The sequence below is a fragment of the Shewanella sp. BJSY2023SW007 genome (genome assembly GCF_047314525.1).
GTDB classification, from domain to species: Bacteria; Pseudomonadota; Gammaproteobacteria; order Enterobacterales; family Shewanellaceae; genus Shewanella; species Shewanella chilikensis.
In genome coordinates this window covers 1-19,061 of sequence record NZ_JBKORL010000084.1, presented here as the reverse complement: position 1 = coordinate 19,061, position 19,061 = coordinate 1, and the positions used below count along the sequence as shown (strand labels likewise).

The window sequence follows — 19,061 nt, the reverse complement described above, 5'->3', positions numbered from 1 at the left end:
ATGCCTCCTATAAACCGAAGCTGCCGGCAAGTGTACCCATCACCAGGGTCCAACCATCGACCAGTACAAACAGCATGATCTTAAACGGCAAGGAAACAATCATGGGGGACAACATCATCATACCCATGGCCATCAGGATACTGGCCACCACCAAATCCAGTACCAGAAATGGCACGAATAGCATAAAGCCTATTTGGAATGCGGTCTTGAGCTCACTGGTGATAAAGGCCGGGATCACCACAGTCATGGGAGCATCTTCAGGATTGTTGATATTCTGATAACCTGAGATCTCAATAAAGGAGTTGAGATCTGTGGTGCGGGTCTGCGACAACATAAACTTTTTAAGCGGCGATTGTCCGGCATCGAATGCCTGCTGCAAGGTCATGCTGTCATTCATGTAAGGCTGCACTGCGTCATCATAGATACGGTCAAACACTGGCGCCATGATAAAGAAGGTCATAAACAGGCTCATACCAATAAGAACCTGGTTGGAGGGAGTCTGTTGCAACCCTATCGCCTGTCGCAAGATAGATAAGACGACTATGATACGGGTGAAAGAAGTCAGCATAATCACCATGGCCGGCAGGAAGCTCATGGCGGTCATCAGCAGCAAGATCTGCATGGTCACCGAATACTGGGTCGAACCATCCGGCCCGGTAGTCACGGTTACCGCAGGAAACAGCGCATCCTGAGCTTGAGCAAAGCCTGGCAACAATATCAGGGGAAGTAGCAGGAGTGGCCAATATTTCATCATGGTTTCACCCTGGCTTGTCTGAGCTTGGCGGCGAAGCTCTCGTTGTCTATGGTCACCGGCCGCTCCAGCTTATCCACCAGGGAAACTTGCGCCGCGGTAACTCCCAGCAGGTACTGCTGACCGTCCAGCTCCACCAACACCAACCTTTCTTTTTGCCCGAGCGGGGTAACCGCCAGCGTCTTGATAGCCGATTGGCTGCCCGGCACCAGATTAAGGCGTTTAACCAGATAAGCCAGCACAAAAATCAGCGCCAGTACCAGGATAAGCCCACCCATCATGCTGGCCATGGTCGCCAGGCTGTTGCCGCCGTCGTGAGTCAAGGCGGTTGCCGCCTGGGTCGTTGTTTGAGTCATGGCCACCGGCTTATTTAAGTTTCTTGATGCGTTCTGTCTGGCTTATCACATCCGTCAAACGGATACCGAACTTGTCGTTGACCACAACCACTTCACCATGAGCAATCAAGGTGCCGTTGACCATCACATCCAAAGGTTCACCGGCGACTCTATCCAGTTCCACTACCGAGCCTTGGTTAAGCTGCAACAGGTTGCGAATGCTGATAAAACTGCGTCCCACCTCCATGGAGATAGTCACGGGAATATCCAAAATGGTATCCAGTTTGGCGGCTTCCGCTTCCGACAAGGGCTTGGCATCATTCTTCAGCTCATCCAAATCAACCGCTTTGGCCTCTTCTTCAGCCTGCTCAGCCATGGCGGCAGCCCAATCGTCCATCTCTTCAGTACTCATTCTCTCTCACCTTATATTTCCGAGATATCCTTGGATTTCCCTTTGCGGGTTACCAGCTGCAGTTCGGTCTTGACCGTTTCCGGACGCGGGATCTTATCGCAGATCTTCAGCGCCAGGTTTTCCTTGACTCTCCCCAACTTACATCTGTAAGTAGGCAAGTCTTCAATCTTCATCACTATATGCTCAGGCAGATCAACCGGGATCACATCACCGGCCTTGAACTCCATCACGTCTCTTAAGGTCATCTCTTTTTCAAGCAAGCGCGCATCCAGCCCCACCTCGACATCCATGATCTCGTCTTTCAGCGCTTGAGACCAGCGCATATCAGTATCTTGCTTGTCACTTTGAACCCCGGCATCCAAGAGTTCACGGATTGGCTCGATCATAGAATAAGGCATGGTGATGTGGAAATCGCCACCACCACCGTCTACCTCAATATGAAAGGAGTTAACCACAACCACTTCGGTCGGGCTGACGATATTGGCCATCGCCGGGTTAACCTCTGAGTCCAGATAGTCGAATTCGACATCCATCACAGGCGCCCAGGCATCTTTGTAATCTTCAAAGATGATCTTCAATAGCAGTTGCACTATGCGCCGCTCTGTCGGGGTGAACTCCCGCCCTTCAATCTTGGCGTGGAAGCGACCATCACCACCGAAGAAATTGTCCACCAGAATGAACACCAATCTGGCTTCCATGGTGATCAGCGCCGTGCCCTTGAGCGGACTAAAGCGCACCATATTCAAGCTGGTTGGCACAAACAAAGTATGTACATATTCACCAAACTTGAGCATTTGTACGCCGTTAATGGAGACTTCGGCGGCCCGGCGCATCATGTTGAACATGCTGATCCGCAGATGACGGGCAAAGCGCTCATTGACAATTTCCAGGGTCGGCATCCGGCCACGGACAATACGATCCTGGGAAGAAAAGTCATAGGACTGAGCTTCAAGAGTCGACTCCTGCGAATCATCTTCTTCGACGTCGTCCACGCCATGCAGCAGCGCATCAATTTCGTCTTGGCTTAATAAATCACTCACGATATTGCCTTCGCCTCTTGTCCCTGTTACTGCATCACAAAGCCGGTAAACAGCACTTTTTCAACCACTTTTCGGCCTGTCACCGGTTGCAGCGTGTTTTGCACATTGAGCAGCGCCAACTGCCTGAGCTCATCCTTACCCGCCTGGCTGCTGAGCTTTTCGACATCGGCACCACTGAAGGTAGTCAGCAGTGCATCTTCAATCAATGGAACATGCTTCCTGATAGTGACATCGTCATCACTGCCCCGCACCATAAGCTGCACCTTGATCTCCACCAGCCTGGAGCGATTGGCTCCCGGCAAATTAAACAGAAACGGCCTGGGCATAGCGACATAGAAGGCTTCCCTGCTGTCGTTGACCTGAGTGACTTCGGTTTCCTGCTCACCCTTGGCCGCATCGTTCACAGAATCATCTGAGCCTCCCAGGAAAAACCACAAGCCAGCGCCAATCAGCAGCAACACCACCAGACCTATGCCACCGAAGATAAAGAGTTTCTTTTTACTTTTAGGCGCCTGCGCCTCTTGCAGCTCAAGCTCTTCTTGCTCTGCCATCCTCTTTCCTATCCCTTAATCAACCGCACTGCCCGCGGAAAAATGCCATCCCTATAGGTTACCTGCTCAGGCGTAATAATCTATACCCGAGCCATAACTTGTTGTGTGATTTGTGCTTTGTACCGTTTCTTCGGCGGAAATTTCACCGTTGGCAGTCTCCTGGGCAAAAGCACCGCCATTGCCACCTTGCTGCTCACCTTGCTCACGCCCCCCTTGGGAAATATGACTATCGGCCAGGTTCATTCCCTGCTCCTGCAGCATTTCTCTCAACCTGGGCATGGCCTGCTCCAGCATGTCCCGGGTTTGAGTTTGAGTGACATGGAACTGCACCTGAGTCTGATCACCATGCACCTGAACCCTGACCATCATGGCACCAAGCTCAGGTGGGTCGAGACGAATTTCAGCCTGTTGCACACCATTACTGACCATGGCAATCAACTGTTGCCGCATCACGGGGGCAAAACGCTGCACCATATCGGCGGTTTGCAGTGATTGCTCCATCCCCTGCCTCAATGACAGTTGATATTGGGCCATCTCTCCCCTTTGGAGAGGCTGTAATCCTTGTTGATGCAGCTGTTGCTGAAATGGACTGATATCTGTCTGGGTTGATGCCGCATCGCCCTTGAGCGCCTGATGTATGGCGTCACTCACAGGGCTTCGTACCTCGGCAGCGCTCTGCACACTTTTCGCCTCCGCCTTCAGCACGCCTGCCAGAACATCCTTGGCCGTAGCTTTGTCACTCTTGCCGTCAGCGCCAACAGACGTTGCCGCCGCGGCCACCGCAGCGTCCAACTTGCCGGCAGTATCTGTCTTGGCCTTATCGGCAATTGCGCTTTGCGCCAAGATCTTGTCACTCTTTTCCTCAGCGGCATTAAGCACTGCTTCACGAGCCACAGCAGCCATACCATCCTGAGTCGCCGCCTTACGCACTGACTTATCAGCATCCGCCCAACCCATTTGTCGCTCGCCTTGCTGAGACCTGGCCTTGTCCGCCGTTGCAGCCGTCTTGTCAAGAGCCAGTAAAGGAGCATCTATGGTTTCATCCTCGGCTTTGCTATCGCCTTTATTTGCCGCTTTCTCATCAGCAGCGGCCAATTGGGCGCTGTCTTGTTCACTCTCGTCGCTTTCGTCAGCGGTAATCAATTCTACGCCTTCCAGGCTATCTGTCGCTAACATGCCAAGCTCGACACCACTCTGTTTAAGGTTTTCCAGGAGCTGTATCTGTTCTTCGGGAGACATGGCCTTGATCTCATCTTCCTTGAGCCCGGTAAGTGCGGCAATCTGTGTTAGCAGACTTTGCTCATCGACTTCGGTGGCCATATTGGTGGCCATAGTGTTGACCATAGTGCCGTCTTCAGACGGCAAGTTCTTGCCCATGGCTATCTGCCCCAAAATGAGCGAGACATCGACAGCCTGCTTTGCATGGAAGTTTTCACTGTCAAGACTGCCGCCGGGAAATGTCGGCTTAACGCCTTGCGAGTCGAATGAGAATTTAGTCTGCGCCTCTTGATAAGCAGCAGAAAAAGCTTCGTTATCAGTTGATTGCAGCGCATCTGTAGCGGCCACTCCCTTGCTGCCTGCATTGCCGAACAGGATATTGGATAACTGCTGCATGCCTTCCTCCAGCACCTAGGCCCTCAATGATAAAGATAGGCCGAGTCAGAATTAATGTCTCTGTCTCAAACAAAGCAAAATTCACGCCAACAAAAAATATAGAATGAATTCTCAAGGAATTGTCCGGGAATGGATGTCGGAATGGGCTCAATGCTTGAGCTTACGACGGAAAAAATGCTGGGAAGCAAACTCATCGATCAGTTTCTGCTCCTGTTTGGCAGCTTTGGCTTCGGCCTGCAGAGCTTTTTTCTCCAGCAACATCTCCACCGCCTTGCGCTTTTGCTGCTTCTCCAGCCAATGTTGCTGCCGATAGCCCCGCTGCTTATCGGCCTCGGCGACCACAGCAAGTTGTTGCCCTATGGCATCATCTACCTGACGCACAAATCGATGAAACTGCTGGTAATAGGAGGCGCCAATGCTCTGCCCCTGCTGAGCATCGAGTTGCTTCATATAGTCGAGACGGTATTCCTGCAGCGCCTGCAACTGAGACTTACGCCTCTGGCATTCCATTTGCGCAGCTTTAAGCTGCAGTGCCGCCTGCTCTTCGGCTTCGACCGCCAATTTCAACACAGTGTGCAAAGGATCGGGTTTCGCCATCTGTAATACTATTCCTTAAAATTGCCTGCCTTGCGGGCCTTAACCCGGCGCTCTATTGAGATCAGGCTCCCCTATTGTCACTGCATTTTTGTCGAGCACGCAAACTCCCGCACTCAATAGCATTACACCTTACATTGGGCGGCAAGCTGCCCCAACATCTGCTGGCAATCGCTGAAACTGATGGCATCGCGCATCCCCTGCCGCAAAAAGGCGTTCATGGCGGGTTGCAGGCGTATGGCGTTATCGATACGCGGATCCGAGCCTTGGGAATAGGCACCGATGGAGATCAGATCCCGGTTTTGCTGGTAGAGCGAATAAACCTGCTTGACGCGTCGCATCGCTTCCAGGTGCCCCTCGCTTATCACCATAGGTGCCACCCGACTGATGGAAGCTTCAATATCTATCGCCGGATAATGCCCAGAGTCGGCCAAGGCCCGTGACAACACTATGTGACCATCCAAAATAGCCCGCGAGGCATCGGCAATGGGATCTTGCTGATCGTCCCCTTCGGTAAGCACAGTATAGAAGGCAGTGATCGAGCCCTGCCCTTCACCGCCATTACCGGCGCGCTCCACCAAACGGGGCAACTTGGCAAATACCGAAGGCGGATACCCCTTGGTTGCCGGCGGCTCACCGACCGCCAGGGCGATTTCCCGCTGCGCCTGGGCGTAACGGGTCAGGCTATCCATCAACAGCAGAACATCATAGCCGAGATCGCGAAAATACTCGGCTATCCGAGTCGAGGTTTCGCAGGCGCGAAGGCGCATCAAGGGGGAGGTATCGGCCGGGGCGGCTATGACCACAGAGCGGGCCCGCCCCTCGGCGCCCAGGATCTCTTCGATAAACTCTTTCACCTCCCGGCCACGCTCCCCCACCAGGCCAACCACAATAATATCGGCCGTGGTGCCGCGGGTCATCATGCCAAGGAGCACACTCTTACCCACGCCGGAGCCGGCAAAGAGCCCCATACGTTGGCCCTTGCCCACGGTAAGCATGGCGTTGATGGCTCTGACGCCTACATCGAGCGGTTCGGTAATCGCCCGTCTGGCCAAGGGGTTGATTGCCGGGCTGTGGCGCGAGGCTTGTTCGTCTGTGTGCAGGGCGCCCATACCATCAAGCGGCTGGCCGTTGCCGTCCAGCACCCGACCAAGAAGACTCAAACCAACACTGAGCCCGGTTTGCTCACCGAGCGGCATCACTTTGGCGCCGGGCAGCACGCCCCTGAGTTCTTCCACCGGCATCAAATACAGCAGCTCATCGTCAAAACCTATCACCTCGGCAATAAGCTTACCCGCCATAGTATCTATGGCGCAGAGACTACCAACCGGCGCCCGGCAACCACTGGCTTCCAGCGTCAGGCCAACCACCCGCACCAACTGGCCGCTGGCAACCGCTTGAAACGGCGCCTGCTTTTCAGCCAAGTGTTTGAGTTCACTCAGCAGTTGGCTTCGGCGCTGCTGCATCATGAGTGTCTCCTTCGCTGGGCTGTTCGCCCTCTTGGCTTGCAGTCTCTGTCTTATCGTTTATCGCGGCAGTTTGTTCATCGGCAAGCGTTTGCTCCTGCTCGCTGTCCGGTATAGGCAGGCTTGGCCTATCGTCTATTGCGGCCTGCTGCTGGGCTGCCTTTTTCGCCAACATGGATTGTTCGGCTTCAAGATTGGCAAACACCCCTTCCAAACGGGTTTCCAGACGCATATCCACTTGCGAGCGTTGGCTGTCCACCACACAATCGCCCCGGTTGAGGCCGGGATCGGCTTCCAGTGTCCAGCGGTTACGTGTCAGTTGCTCTTCACCATAGAGCTCACTGACCAAAGCCATATCTTCGGGATGCAGGCGCAGATTCACTTTCTGCTCTTTGAGAGGCAGGGCATCTATCCCTTGCCTGAGCGCCGCCAGTATATGTTCCGGGTGGGTCTTCAGCTCATGGGCAATAAGATTGCGCGCCAAAGTGCCGACCAAGGTCAGCAAAGATTCTTCTATCTGGGTATCCAGCAGCGCCAGCGGCGCCTCGAACTGAGCGAGCAAGGCGTCGAAACGCTCTATCATGGCGGCGGCCTGTTGCAAGCCTTCTTCCCGGCCTTGCTCAAGCCCCTGGGCAAAACCTTCACTGTGGCCCTGTTCCAAGCCCTGAAGACGGCCTTCCTCCAGGCCTTTGGCCAGCCCTTGCTCCTTACCTTCGGCAAAACCTTCCTGCTCGGCTTGCTCGCGGATAGATTCGATTTCAGCCAAAGTCGGTGGTGATACAGCCTCTTCGGCGGCCTTGGGCTCTATGCGTCCAGGCTTATAGCCAAACAGATTACTCGGCTTAAGCGGCATGGCGTCACCCACATCGGGCAACTGCCAATGAACAAACTCGTCCGCTTCATCCGGCGGCAAAATGTTGTGGGACACCTTTTTGTCAGTCATTCAAACTCGCCTGTCAGAGGAATTCTTCACTGCCGCCGCCACCGAGCATAATCTCTCCGGCATCGGACAAGCGACGGGCGATGGACAATATCTCTTTCTGGGCCACTTCCACTTCGCTGATACGAATTGGCCCCATGGCCTCGAGATCGTCACGCAGCAATTCGGCGGCACGTTTGGACATATTGCCGAGGATCTTTTCCTTCAATGGCTCGTCGGCGCCCTTGAGCGCCTTCATCAGTACATCCTGCTGCACTTCCCGCAGCAGCGTCTGAATACCACGGTCGTCGACATCGATGAGGTTTTCGAACACGAACATCAAGTCCTGGATCTGCTGCGCCATCTCTTCGTCGGACTCGCGCAGAGTTTCCATCAGTTGGCTCTCCACCCCGGTATCCAGGTAGTTCATAATGTTGGCAGCAGCCTTCAAACCACCCATCTTGGCCGCCTGGGCGCCACCCTGACCGGCAAACTGTTTCTCCATGATGTCGTTCAGCTCCTGCAGTGCTGCAGGTTGTACCTCTTCGAGGTTGGCGATACGCATCATCAAATCGAGACGGGTGTTTTCCGGGAACTGGGCAAAGATTTCCGCCGCCTGATCCGGTTCAAGATAGGACAAAACAATGGTTTGGATCTGCGGATGTTCGTTCTGGATGATAGTCGCCACCTGTCTGGCGTCCATCCACTTGAGCGAGTCGAGGCCTTTGGCGCCACTGCCCATGACAATCTGCTCGATAAGATTACCGGCCTTGTCTTCACCCAACGCGGTAGTCAGTGCCTTGCGCACAAACTCTTCGCTGTTAAAGCCGATGGAGGAGTATTTCTGGATATCATCCAGAAACAGCTTGTGAACCGCCACCACCTTCTCCTGGCCGAACTCCTGCATGGCCGCCATGGCCATACCCACCTTTTGAACCTGTTTGGGTTCCAAGTGTTTGAGAATAGAGGCCGCATCGGCTTCACTGAGACTCAGCAACAAAATGGCGGTCTTCTCAATCCCGTTGAGATTCTTGACGTCGAAGCCGCTCTCGGCTGGTTTATCCGCTTTTTTTTCAGGCATCTTCTTGCAACCAGTTCTTCACCACTTGGGTGGACAGTTCAGGTTCATTGGCCACCAGAGCACGTATGGCCTTAATCATATCATCATCTTTGTGCAGATCCGGTATCAGAATCGAACCGTCATCGGCATAGCTGTATTCACTTTCAGGGCGGTTGAGCATGCCCAGGGTGTCGGCAGCGTACTGATCTTCAATGTCTGCCAGCTCGTGCCCCAGCGCAGGTTCATCCGGCATATTCTGGCCATCGGGGTAGATGAGGCGCTTGAGCATGGGACGCACCACGAACAGGATAAGTACCAAAATCACCAGGGCACCTATGCCGAGTTTCATCGCCCGCCAGAACCAGGGCTGCTCCCACAGAGGTGGCTCAGGCAGGTCTTCAACCAGTTGATCCATAAAGGGCACAGTCACCACTTCTATCATGTCGCCCCTTTGGCTGTTGAAGCCAACGGCGCCTTCCAGCAAGCGGCGGATATTGGCCATCTCTTCACCTGTGCGAGGCACTCTGGCGACCTGCCCATTTTCACCGGCAGCCCCAGCCTTGTAGTCGACCGCCACTGAGACACTGACCCGGCGTACCACACCTATCTGCTGCCGGGTATGGCTGATGGTGGTATCCAGCTCAAAATTACGGGTCGCTTCCCTATGGCTGTTGCCTGAAGTAGCACTGCTGCTTTCTGCGGCATCGGCAGCGTTTTCAGGAATATTGGACTCCATCGGCGGCTGATTGGAAAGGGCTCCGGGGATACCGCCACTGCTGCCACCGACACTGTTGTTTTCAACTGTCATTTCACTGCGAAGTGATGGCAGATCCGGGTTGAAACGCTTGGCAGTTTGCTCGACGGCGGTGAAGTCCATGCTGACATCCACCTGAGAGGTGAAGTTTTCCGGGCCGAGAATGGGCATCAGAATCGAGTCAATTTTGTTGCGGTATTCGTTTTCTTTTTGCTGCACCAGCTCAAGCTCGCGTCTGGCGCGGGCAGATACCCCATCCTGACTGCCTGAGTTCAGCAAGCGGCCGTTGGAGTCTGTCACTGTCACCCGACTAGGATCCATGTCATGAACTGCAGAGGCAACAATATCTACTATTGCATCAACCTCTTCCTGGCCCAAACCGCCCCTGCGGGTACTGACCACCACTGTGGCACTGGGTTTGGCGCGATTGCGGGCGAATACATTTTCCTTTGGCAGCGCCAGGATCACCTTGGCACGGCTGACACTATTGAGCTCTTCAATCGCCCGCGCCAGATTCATCTCCTGACTCTGCTTCAGCCGGGCTTGTTCCATCCGCTGACTGACACCAAAGCCGGAATCCTGGCTCAGATAATCCTTGGCATCGGCGCTGGAATCTATACCGGCGCGGCTCAGCATCATCTTCACGTCCTGGTACTTGTCTTCAGGCACAGTAATCACATCGACTTCAATCTTGTACGGCACCCGGTTCTTATCCAGTACATCGAGAACCTGTACCATCTCCTGGGTATCCATCTTGCCCAGTGGCCGATATTCAGGCTCCTGAGCCCAAATCATCACAAATACCGCCAGTGCCAGACAGATAGCCAATGCCAGGATCATGGTGATCTGCCGCAGCATATCCACTCCCCCGAGGGAGCCCAATACACCCGACTTGTTTTCCTGTTGGGCCCCATCCAGCGTAGTTCCAGCGGCGGAAACATTGGATCCTGCTACTAATTCTGTGCTCACTGTGCGTTCCTGTTATCCGGGATCTGTGATGCAAGCAGGCCTTAAACAGGCATGCTCATAATCTCTTTGTAGGCTTCAACCAGCTTGTTGCGCACCTGCACTGTGGCCTCGAAGGCAACGCTGGCTTTCTCGCGGGCAATAACAGTGTCAGACAGAGACACAGTGGTGTCGCCCATCTCCAGCCGGGTAGCCAGATTGGATGATGTGCTTTGCAACTCACTGACATTGCCGACCGCCTGGGCCAGCAATTGGCTAAAGTCGGCCCCTGAGGTATTGCCCACCTGACGTACAGGCGAAGACTGAAATCCCGTTGGGGCAATTTCACCTTTAAGTGATTGCATTTCCTGCAATAAAGAATTGGCACCTATTTGCATCTTCTCACTCCTGTCGTCAGCGAATTGACGAAAAATCTGGGTTACCGGACTCTATGCAATTAGTTTGCCAAAAGTGGAATAATCAAGATTGAGAGAGCTAAAGGCCCTGTATTCAAGCAGAGCCAGAGGAAAAACATAAAGATTGGAAAGCGGCCTGACGGCCGCTTTGGGGGATATTCAGGCGGGCACCTCTATGCCCATCTCGCGCATGCGCGCCATCTTGTATCTGAGAGTGCGGGCACTGATCCCCAATTTCTCGGCTACCAGCTTGCGACTGCCCTGACACTGGGCCAGAGTCTCGAGAATAATCACATGCTCCTGAGCCTTGAGCTCATCACCGAGCGCCTCAGGCGTTTCCTGGGCTGTGGTATCTCCCAGCGCAACATCCTGCAAATCGATAATGATATCGCCGGCTTCTATCTGCCCTTGATTCAAGATCAGTGCACGCTGGATCACGTTATCCAGCTCACGGACATTCCCCGGCCAGCGGTGGGCCAACAAACGCCGCACGGCAGCATCGCTAAGAGCTGGAACCGGGTTAATTGCCGCATTTTCGGCATGGCGTGCCAACAGATGCTTGGCCAGCGGAATGATATCCGCCGGTCTTTGATTCAATGCCGGCCAGGCAAGCGGGAACACATTGATCCTGTAATAAAGATCTTCGCGAAACTCGCCCTTGGCCACCATCTCTTTCAGATCCCGGTTGGAAGTTGCCAGTACCCGGACATCGAGCTTAATGGTCTTGCGGCCCCCCAGGCGTTCAACCTCACGCTCCTGCAGCACCCGCAGCAGCTTGGCCTGCAAAGACAGCTCCATCTCGGAAATCTCATCGAGCAGCAGTGTGCCACCATGAGCTTGTTCAAACTTGCCGGGGCAAGCCTGATAAGCCCCGGTAAAGGCGCCTTTCTCGTAGCCAAACAAGGTGGCTTCCAGCATATTTTCCGGGATGGCAGCGCAGTTAATCGCCACAAAAGGCCCGTCAGGTCTTTGGCTGTGCTGATGAATGTAGCGAGCCAACACCTCTTTGCCCGAGCCGCTGGGGCCACTTATCATCACAGAGGCGTCAGAAGCGGCTACCCGCTGCGCCAATGCCAGCAAGGCCAAGCTCTTTTCATCAGCCACTACGGGGCTGCCACTAACCACCTTGGGGCGTAAATAACGACTCACCTGATTAAGCAGCACCTGAGGAGCAAACGGCTTGGCGAGATAATCTACCGCTCCCAACTTGATAGCACTGACGGCATTATCAATAGTGGCATAGGCCGTCATCAACAGGACCGGCAACTGCGGATGTTGCTGACGCAGATAATCCAGCAGCCCCATACCGCCGATACCCTCCATCTGTACATCGCTTATCACCATGTCAAAACGATTACCTTTCAAAGCCGTTATCGCTTCTTCGGCGCTGGCGACGTCAACACACTCGTAACAGGCCAGCAGCAAGGTATCGAGCAGCGCTTCCCGGAGCGCGGCGTCATCTTCCACCAAAAGAATTTTTGCTTCGCTCATACCGCCCCCCCTTGAGAAGCTGTCATCAGCGGGAATGTCAGCGTAACGGTACAACCGGCGCCCAACTCACAGCTGAGATCCAATTTGCCGCCGTGGCTGCGCACGACTGACTGCACCACCGCCAGCCCAAGCCCTGTGCCCTGACGCTTGGTGGTGAAGAAAGGCTCCAACACCTGTTTTTGCATCTTGCTATCAAGCCCCTTGCCGTTATCTATCACATCAAGGCGCAGTGCCTGGTCACAGCTCAGGCGCAGAATGACGTTTGTGGCACCGGCTTCCAGGCTATTGATCACCAGATTATTGATGGCAGAGCTCAATCCATGAAGATTGACCTGCATCTCGCGGTCACCTTCAAGTTGCAGACTCAATTCGGCGTTTCGCTTGGCGGCAATTGGCTCGCAGTTGGCCATCACTTTTTCCAGCACTGTCGAGAAAGGCACTCTGTCGCAGGCTTCCTCTTGCTTACCTTTGGCAATCAACAACATATCATTGACCTGCTGTTCCAACTCGGAAAGTCTGTCGAGCAGTTTGCCCTGAAAACGCTCTCTGGAGCCGGTATCCAGCCTTGGGCTGCCCAAATTAGCGGCATAAAGTAAAGCGGCAGAAAGCGGAGTGCGTATTTGGTGCGCCAAAGTGGCAACCATTTTTCCCAGAGCAGACAGGCGTTCAAGGTGGGAAAGGTTTTGCTGCAATAGCCGGGTTTCGGTGAGATCGGTCAGCATAATCAGCTGCCCCTGCTCAGGTGTCAGCGGCGTAATAGCCAGCTTCACCCGGCGGCCATTTCGCAGGGAAACTTCATGACCATCGTCTTTTTGCGGCGCGAAGGCGCGATTGATAATAGTGAGCCAGCGCTGACCCACCAAAGGAACACCCAACAAAGATTCGGCAACCGGGTTGGCTTCGCTGACCAAGCCGTCACCATTGAGGATAACGACGCCCGAAGGCATGGCCTGCAGAATATGCTCCATACGATTGGACATATTGGCGGCTTCCCTTACCGGGATCCATTCGCGGCCATGATGAGAGATGGTTTCGAGCTGTGCCAGCGGGCTTGCGGACATATAAACCCCGTCAAAAATACGATGCTGACAGGGTTAATGCAGACTTTATGCCAACTTAAAAGTCAAAATTATCAGGATATTAATCTTTACTCATGCCATATTTACGCATTTTCTCCACCAGAGTGGTGCGGCGAATACCCAGCATTTCAGCCGCGCGGGCAACGACATTATCCCGCTGATCCAGTGCTTGGCGTATCATATCGATTTCCAACTCAGCCAAGAGATCCTTAAGATTGACTCCTTCAGGCGGCAGCTCACTGGGGAAACGGGTATCAGGCAGATCAACCGGTTCTTCGTCATTGAAGATAGATGCCAAAGCATCACGCTCAAGTTGTTCTTCGCTAACCTCAACCGAGTACTCGGGCACATCAATATGACGGTATTTAACCGGTAAGTCATTAACGTCAACCAGGCCACCCGGGTAGAGAATAGTTAACCTCTCAACCAGATTGGACAGTTCACGGACATTACCTGACCAGCCATGTTCCTTAAGCGAATCGATGGCACGCTGGGTAAAACGCACCCGGCCCTTGCCTTCATTGAACACCCGGCTGACCAACTCCTGCAATAACAGCGGGATATCATCCCGGCGCTCACTAAGGGGCGGCATTTCGATGGGAAATACATTGAGACGATAGAAGAGGTCTTCGCGGAACTCTCCTTCTTCAATCATGGTTTCCAGATTTCTGTGAGTCGCGGCAACTACCCGTACATCAGCGTTAATCGCCTTGTTGCCGCCCACACGTTCAAACACTCTCTCCTGCAACACCCGCAGCAACTTGACTTGCATCTGCAGCGGCATATCGCCGATTTCATCGAGGAACAAAGTGCCGCCTTCGGCCAGTTCAAAACGCCCCTTACGGGAGCTGATGGCGCCGGTAAAAGAACCTTTCTCATGACCAAACAGCTCACTTTCCAACAGTTCCGGTGGAATGGCGCCGCAATTGACCGGAATAAAAGGGCCATCACGACGCTCTGAAAGATAATGGATATTACGGGCAACCACTTCTTTGCCTGTACCAGAGGGACCCAGCACCAACACAGTAGCATCAGAGCCGGCCACCTGGTTGATCAGATGGCGCACATTGGCGATACCTTCGCTACGGCCAACAAGACTGCGGAACAGTTTTGTCTGATTGGCACTGGTAGGTACCTGAGGCCGCTTGACCTGGCCAAAAACCTGACAGAAGTGCAACAACTCGGTTAACTGGGAATAGCTCAGGGGTTCATCAATCCGGCCGAGCAGATTCGAGGAGCTAATGCTACTCTGCCCAAGCAGCAACATAGGCTGCCATGGCAGTTTGAACATCAGAGATTGTAATGCATCACCCTCTACGCTATCTGCAACCAAAATCATGGCCCGACATCGAGTTTCCGGCGATTGTGCATCAATGGTATCGGGAGCCACGACTTCCACTTGCTCACCAATAAACTCTAAAACACAAGACAAGCGATTGGTACGCTCAGAGGGGGGTCCGACAAGTAAAATTCGTTGATCTGTATGCATCATTCAGTGGGCCGCTAAGCTTTGGCAATTATGGATTCGCATTAATTATTAGTGTTAGTTGCTCTGGAAAGTCTGGCAATGCTTTCTTCACATACTCAGCTAAATTTGTAGCAATGCTGAATATTGTATTATCGGCACGATATAAGCAAGCCTAGGATGGCTTTTCTGCCTACCCCTTCCAGATTTTAGTCTAAATTCAGGGTACAAACACCGATATCGTCAATTAAATGACGGGTGTCAAAAAGGCGCTTTAAGCGCCTTTGTTCAGAGTGAGCAATAACTCAGCGATTTTCTTCATGAGCCGTAAGGTGATGTTTATCGGCGGGGATAGCATCCCAGGCTTCTTTGATATCCCGCAGCACAGCCGCAACATCATCCAGAGCCTGCACATCATTGTTGAGATTCGCCTCTGTAATACGTCGCAGCATAAAGTCGTACAAATTGCTGAGGTTGGTAGCGATTTCACCACCGGCTTCCATTACCAAGCTTCCTCTTAACCCCTGGATAATACCAATAGCTTTACCCAAGAGGACGCCTTTTTGGGCAACATTATTTTGCTCCATCGCAGCTTTGGCCTGCGCGATTCTTTCCAACGCCCCACTGAACATCATTTGGGTAATTTTATGGGGACTGGCGTCAGCAAGCTGACTCTCCAGAGACACTTTTCTGTACGACTGCAGTGAACCTCTCATAGCTCGTTCCTACCTTTCAAAATCTAGGGTTCGATAAACATTCAGTTTGCGATCATTCCCCCGGAGCGTAATCAAAGTATCGGCATAGGCTTTCCTAACAACAGAAATCCGACGTTCTATGTCCAAAGTCAGTTGGTGTTGTTGTTCCAATACATCTTGACTACTTTCCAGTGGTAATGTTACCAACTGTTCGATTAATTTTTGGCGCTCGAATACCAAACCCTGCAAGACTCTAGCCAACTCTTCATGTTCTTCCAGCTGCTCCATCAAGCATTGCTCAAGTTGGTCTACTACCCCCACAAGCTTCTTGGACAAATTTGCCAACTCGTCCAACAGTATCTGCTGCTCCAAATTCAATTAACCTCCATAATAGAGTTACTTATCATTGGATACCAATCCAGGGAGAGAATTCAAACGCTGGCTCAGCAAGGCTCCTTGAGAGTTGAGTTGACCAACCAATAAATCCATCGCATTGTATTGTTTAGTGAGCCTATCCTCATAAGCCTTCATTTTTAATTCCAGAGACTCGCGTTCATCTCCAATCCTGGCCAGACGATTATCCAGTGATTCATCACGACTATCGAGCAATCCGCCAGTTTGGACATAGGTATCACCAACGCTTTTCATTTTAGCCGCGAACCCATTCTCTTCATTGGTAAAAAAGTCTGTGACATTGGCTAAATCATTTTCCAGAACTTCTTTTAGACGATCTTCATCAAGTTCCAAGGAACCATCGCGGGTAGTCTTGATCCCCAGATTGGCCAATGCCATACCTTCACCGTAAGACGATGAGATGGCCCCCCTAAATTGCCCTTGTAAACTCCGGATAAGAGAGTCACCTTGAAATACACCTGACTGCTTGGTCTTAGGATCATAACTCGACATCCCACGGGCCGTTTCCATCATGCTATTATAGGCATCAACAAACTCTTTAATCGCCTTGGTTGCCCCTGCCCTGTCCGGCTCTATGGTCAGAGTTGTGCTTTTATCTGCATCCGCATCTTTGAGGTTTAATGTCACCCCCTGAATGGCATTCTCAACCTCATTGGAATTTGATGTCACCTTCAAACCATCAACATACAATATGGCATCTTTAGCGGCTTGAACTTCCGTCATTGCGAAAGTATCTGCCAACGCAGTGCCAGTATCATCTGTAGCCGATAATTGAATCTGATTTTCTGTTCCGGTCTTATTGGAAGTCAGCACCATCTGGGGGCCGGCATCACTGTTGATAATAGTCGCCGTGACCCCTACATTATCCTCTGCGCTATTGATTTTTTTCACTATATCCTGCAGCGAATCATCACTATTGACCTCAATTGCAAAGCTTTCACCTGCAACATCAATGTCCAGCGAACCACTGCCAATAGGGGAGGTCACATCGGTTACATTGGCCGAACCCAGCTTTTGGCTCTGCGCCAACTGTTCAACCACCAGGTTGTAACTGCCGGCAACGGCATCCGGCGTCGCCTTGGCCGATAAATAATCGCTCTTGGATAAGTTGGAAGTAAAGCCGGTAAAGGTTTTGCTTTCAGACAAGGGTTTCAACTTATCCATAAACTCGGAAATACTGCTTTTCAACGCACCTATCGCCGAGATTTGAGTGTTAATCAACCCTTCTGTCTGATTGAGCCTAGCTTCCTTGGGGGCCTTCTCGGCATTAACCAAAGCAGAAACAATACCACTAATATCCAGCCCAGAACCTATGCCGGTCGCAGTTAAACCCGCCATGCTAACCTCCTAAATATTGTGACGTACCAGTTACGCCTCAGTCTTCATCAATACACCGGCAATTTCAGACATTTTCTCCGCCAGGGCCAGCGCCTCTTCGGTTGGAATTTGCCGGATAAGCTCGCCCGAGTCCATGTCCATCACGCTGACAACCGGTGCGCCCTGGGTTTCATCGACCCGGAACTCCAGGCCTTTACGCATCAGAGTCATCATGTCGGTGAGTGACTCGGTCAACTCAATCAAGGCTTGGGTATCCGCTTCGTTGCCTTGGGTGCCGGACATTTTCTCTGACGCTGCCACCTGTTCAGCACCATTGACGCCTTCGGCGCCTTTGACATCTTTAACATCGTAAGCATTTTTTACGCCAACTTGATTAGCGTTTTTGGCCACGTCAGCCGGCAAGGCTCTGTCGTATGTTGCCGATGTTCCGGCAAATGCGACGGTGGAAGCTATTTGCATTTCACCACTCATGGGCTTTCTCCTTCACACTCTTAGCTGTTTGCACCGTATGCTGCCACACATTCCCTATGTGTTAGCCAGTGCCACAAATACGGGCCAGCTTAACCAAGCTTAAACCGTATCACCAAGCGGCGACCCAAGCTGTAACACAAAGTTTCTCCCGCCTGGCCCCAGCATAGCAAGTAGATACTGCCTCAAACAAAAGGGAGGGCTCTGCGCCCTCCCCCTCCTGATATACCTCTGCGGTTCAAACCGCTGTGGCGTTTATGTCAAACTGCTGTTTTCAAGCATCATCGCTTAGAGCAGAGACAGGGCCACCTGAGGCAACTGGTTCGCCTGGGCCAGCATCGCAGAGGAAGTCTGGGACAAAATCTGCTGCTTGGTCAGCGTGGCTGTTTCCTTGGCAAAGTCCACATCCTGAATCCGGCTACGGGCGTCAGACACGTTAGTGCTAATGCTGTTCAGGTTGTTGATGGTAAAGCCCAAACGGTTTTGCACCGCACCCAGGTCGGCACGCTGACTATCAATCTGTGCAATAGCGGCATCTATGGTCGCAATAGCACTTTGTGCGCCAGGTGCATCTGAAATATCAATGCTGGACACAGATGCAAAACTTGCATTGGCTGCGTTGAATTCCGTTCCCCCACCGTTGGCAAAACTAAAATTGCCTGTGCTGGTAACTTCCACAGTGCCTGTTTTAACAGCGGCAACAGCTCCACCCTCTGTCAGGGTAAAACCACCAAAATCCATTGAATCGTTACCTGCGGTTGCGTTGGCAAAGGCGGCTATGCTGATATCTTCACCATCGGCAGCACTCAATTTCAGTGTGGTACGGTCGCTGGGGTCCGTGAATTCTGCCTTCACCCCGGAAGCACCGCTGACACCGTTAATGGCTTCTGCCAGTGCTGTCAAATCCGAGGGCGAAGCTACACTGGCTGCCACTGCTTGACCATTCAACGTGAAGGAAATTGCACCACCCGCAGTCAGACCACCTATGGTCATCTCGTTGCTGGCTTCTGCTTTGGCATCAATTCCAGCGCCCGAAGCAGCTGTGTTAATTGCGGCAGCAATGTCTTTTGCAGAATCACCCGCATTCCAAGCTATTGCTCCAGTAGTTTTACCACCACCAGTCAGAGTCAAATTATCCTCTAATTGAATGCCATTGGTTGCCGCAGCTATATTCATTGCGCTACCACCTAATGACATTGAATAACTACCGAGCGAATTTGCAGCCACATTACCCAGGGTCACAGATATAGTCTC

Annotated in this window: 20 protein-coding genes; all 20 read right to left on the bottom strand. The window is 52.6% G+C overall.

Translation table 11 applies throughout. The annotated features are described in order from the left end of the window. Positions 1 to 7 precede the first annotated feature (7 nt). Positions 8 to 754: a flagellar type III secretion system pore protein FliP gene (gene fliP / locus ACMHXE_RS14200; protein WP_101056073.1), complete on the bottom strand. Its 747-nt coding sequence runs from the start codon at positions 752 to 754 to the stop codon at positions 8 to 10. Further along, positions 751 to 1,107, bottom strand: coding sequence for a flagellar biosynthetic protein FliO (fliO, locus tag ACMHXE_RS14195; RefSeq protein ID WP_101056072.1), 357 nt, complete (start codon positions 1,105 to 1,107; stop codon positions 751 to 753). Before fliO ends, fliP begins: the two co-directional genes overlap by 4 nt. A gap of 10 nt (positions 1,108 to 1,117) precedes the next feature. Continuing rightward, positions 1,118 to 1,498: a flagellar motor switch protein FliN gene (gene fliN / locus ACMHXE_RS14190; RefSeq protein WP_101056071.1), complete on the bottom strand. Its 381-nt coding sequence runs from the start codon at positions 1,496 to 1,498 to the stop codon at positions 1,118 to 1,120. Between the two features lie 11 nt (positions 1,499 to 1,509). After that, a complete protein-coding gene (fliM, locus tag ACMHXE_RS14185) occupies positions 1,510 to 2,538 on the bottom strand; it encodes a flagellar motor switch protein FliM (protein WP_101056070.1) in 1,029 nt (342 codons plus the stop codon). Positions 2,539 to 2,564: 26 nt separating this feature from the next. Next, positions 2,565 to 3,089: a flagellar basal body-associated protein FliL gene (gene fliL / locus ACMHXE_RS14180; RefSeq protein WP_234555111.1), complete on the bottom strand. Its 525-nt coding sequence runs from the start codon at positions 3,087 to 3,089 to the stop codon at positions 2,565 to 2,567. Positions 3,090 to 3,155: 66 nt separating this feature from the next. After that, on the bottom strand, positions 3,156 to 4,703 hold the full coding sequence (locus ACMHXE_RS14175) for a flagellar hook-length control protein FliK (RefSeq protein ID WP_413732590.1): 1,548 nt from the start codon (positions 4,701 to 4,703) through the stop codon (positions 3,156 to 3,158). 147 nt (positions 4,704 to 4,850) lie between these two features. After that, positions 4,851 to 5,300: a flagellar export protein FliJ gene (fliJ, locus tag ACMHXE_RS14170; protein ID WP_101056067.1), complete on the bottom strand. Its 450-nt coding sequence runs from the start codon at positions 5,298 to 5,300 to the stop codon at positions 4,851 to 4,853. A gap of 122 nt (positions 5,301 to 5,422) precedes the next feature. Continuing rightward, positions 5,423 to 6,763, bottom strand: coding sequence for a flagellar protein export ATPase FliI (fliI, locus tag ACMHXE_RS14165; protein ID WP_101056100.1), 1,341 nt, complete (start codon positions 6,761 to 6,763; stop codon positions 5,423 to 5,425). After that, positions 6,732 to 7,706 (bottom strand): flagellar assembly protein FliH, encoded by a 975-nt coding sequence (gene fliH / locus ACMHXE_RS14160; protein ID WP_101056066.1) that lies wholly within the window; start codon positions 7,704 to 7,706, stop codon positions 6,732 to 6,734. Before fliH ends, fliI begins: the two co-directional genes overlap by 32 nt. A gap of 13 nt (positions 7,707 to 7,719) precedes the next feature. Continuing rightward, on the bottom strand, positions 7,720 to 8,763 hold the full coding sequence (fliG, locus tag ACMHXE_RS14155; protein ID WP_025011061.1) for a flagellar motor switch protein FliG: 1,044 nt from the start codon (positions 8,761 to 8,763) through the stop codon (positions 7,720 to 7,722). Continuing rightward, a complete protein-coding gene (gene fliF, locus ACMHXE_RS14150) occupies positions 8,756 to 10,465 on the bottom strand; it encodes a flagellar basal-body MS-ring/collar protein FliF (protein ID WP_413732587.1) in 1,710 nt (569 codons plus the stop codon). The genes fliG and fliF overlap by 8 nt, the downstream gene beginning before the upstream one ends. Before the next feature lie 41 nt (positions 10,466 to 10,506). Further along, on the bottom strand, positions 10,507 to 10,839 hold the full coding sequence (gene fliE / locus ACMHXE_RS14145; protein ID WP_039035638.1) for a flagellar hook-basal body complex protein FliE: 333 nt from the start codon (positions 10,837 to 10,839) through the stop codon (positions 10,507 to 10,509). Between the two features lie 177 nt (positions 10,840 to 11,016). Then, positions 11,017 to 12,348: a sigma-54-dependent transcriptional regulator gene (locus tag ACMHXE_RS14140; protein ID WP_101096081.1), complete on the bottom strand. Its 1,332-nt coding sequence runs from the start codon at positions 12,346 to 12,348 to the stop codon at positions 11,017 to 11,019. Then, entirely contained in the window at positions 12,345 to 13,409 is a 1,065-nt protein-coding gene (locus tag ACMHXE_RS14135; protein ID WP_413732585.1) for a sensor histidine kinase, read from the bottom strand. The genes ACMHXE_RS14140 and ACMHXE_RS14135 overlap by 4 nt, the downstream gene beginning before the upstream one ends. A 79-nt stretch (positions 13,410 to 13,488) precedes the next feature. Further along, positions 13,489 to 14,919, bottom strand: a complete 1,431-nt coding sequence (locus tag ACMHXE_RS14130) for a sigma-54 dependent transcriptional regulator (RefSeq protein ID WP_413732584.1) — start codon at positions 14,917 to 14,919, stop codon at positions 13,489 to 13,491. Between the two features lie 278 nt (positions 14,920 to 15,197). Beyond that, a complete protein-coding gene (gene fliS / locus ACMHXE_RS14125; RefSeq protein ID WP_413732582.1) occupies positions 15,198 to 15,608 on the bottom strand; it encodes a flagellar export chaperone FliS in 411 nt (136 codons plus the stop codon). A 9-nt stretch (positions 15,609 to 15,617) separates the two neighbouring features. Beyond that, on the bottom strand, positions 15,618 to 15,965 hold the full coding sequence (locus ACMHXE_RS14120) for a hypothetical protein (protein WP_101056062.1): 348 nt from the start codon (positions 15,963 to 15,965) through the stop codon (positions 15,618 to 15,620). Positions 15,966 to 15,983: 18 nt separating this feature from the next. Then, on the bottom strand, positions 15,984 to 17,339 hold the full coding sequence (gene fliD / locus ACMHXE_RS14115; protein WP_226564848.1) for a flagellar filament capping protein FliD: 1,356 nt from the start codon (positions 17,337 to 17,339) through the stop codon (positions 15,984 to 15,986). Between the two features lie 30 nt (positions 17,340 to 17,369). Beyond that, the gene (locus ACMHXE_RS14110) at positions 17,370 to 17,810 is read right to left on the bottom strand and encodes a flagellar protein FlaG (RefSeq protein ID WP_413732580.1); all 441 of its coding nucleotides are present in this window, start codon (positions 17,808 to 17,810) and stop codon (positions 17,370 to 17,372) included. 285 nt (positions 17,811 to 18,095) lie between these two features. Further along, positions 18,096 to 19,061, bottom strand: a 966-nt coding sequence (locus tag ACMHXE_RS14105) for a flagellin (protein WP_413732579.1), incomplete at its 5' end; no start/stop codon positions are given.

Coding starts and splice junctions, on each gene's coding strand:
- fliO (WP_101056072.1), bottom strand. CDS start 1,107: ATGACTCAAACAACGACCCAGGCGGCAACCGCCTTGACTCACGACGGC.
- fliS (WP_413732582.1), bottom strand. CDS start 15,608: ATGAGAGGTTCACTGCAGTCGTACAGAAAAGTGTCTCTGGAGAGTCAG.
- fliE (WP_039035638.1), bottom strand. CDS start 10,839: ATGCAAATAGGTGCCAATTCTTTATTGCAGGAAATGCAATCACTTAAA.
- fliD (WP_226564848.1), bottom strand. CDS start 17,339: ATGGCGGGTTTAACTGCGACCGGCATAGGTTCTGGGCTGGATATTAGT.
- ACMHXE_RS14175 (WP_413732590.1), bottom strand. CDS start 4,703: ATGCAGCAGTTATCCAATATCCTGTTCGGCAATGCAGGCAGCAAGGGA.
- fliJ (WP_101056067.1), bottom strand. CDS start 5,300: ATGGCGAAACCCGATCCTTTGCACACTGTGTTGAAATTGGCGGTCGAA.
- ACMHXE_RS14130 (WP_413732584.1), bottom strand. CDS start 14,919: ATGATGCATACAGATCAACGAATTTTACTTGTCGGACCCCCCTCTGAG.
- fliL (WP_234555111.1), bottom strand. CDS start 3,089: ATGGCAGAGCAAGAAGAGCTTGAGCTGCAAGAGGCGCAGGCGCCTAAA.
- ACMHXE_RS14135 (WP_413732585.1), bottom strand. CDS start 13,409: ATGTCCGCAAGCCCGCTGGCACAGCTCGAAACCATCTCTCATCATGGC.
- fliN (WP_101056071.1), bottom strand. CDS start 1,498: ATGAGTACTGAAGAGATGGACGATTGGGCTGCCGCCATGGCTGAGCAG.
- fliP (WP_101056073.1), bottom strand. CDS start 754: ATGATGAAATATTGGCCACTCCTGCTACTTCCCCTGATATTGTTGCCA.
- fliI (WP_101056100.1), bottom strand. CDS start 6,763: ATGCAGCAGCGCCGAAGCCAACTGCTGAGTGAACTCAAACACTTGGCT.
- ACMHXE_RS14140 (WP_101096081.1), bottom strand. CDS start 12,348: ATGAGCGAAGCAAAAATTCTTTTGGTGGAAGATGACGCCGCGCTCCGG.
- fliH (WP_101056066.1), bottom strand. CDS start 7,706: ATGACTGACAAAAAGGTGTCCCACAACATTTTGCCGCCGGATGAAGCG.
- fliG (WP_025011061.1), bottom strand. CDS start 8,763: ATGCCTGAAAAAAAAGCGGATAAACCAGCCGAGAGCGGCTTCGACGTC.
- ACMHXE_RS14110 (WP_413732580.1), bottom strand. CDS start 17,810: ATGAGTGGTGAAATGCAAATAGCTTCCACCGTCGCATTTGCCGGAACA.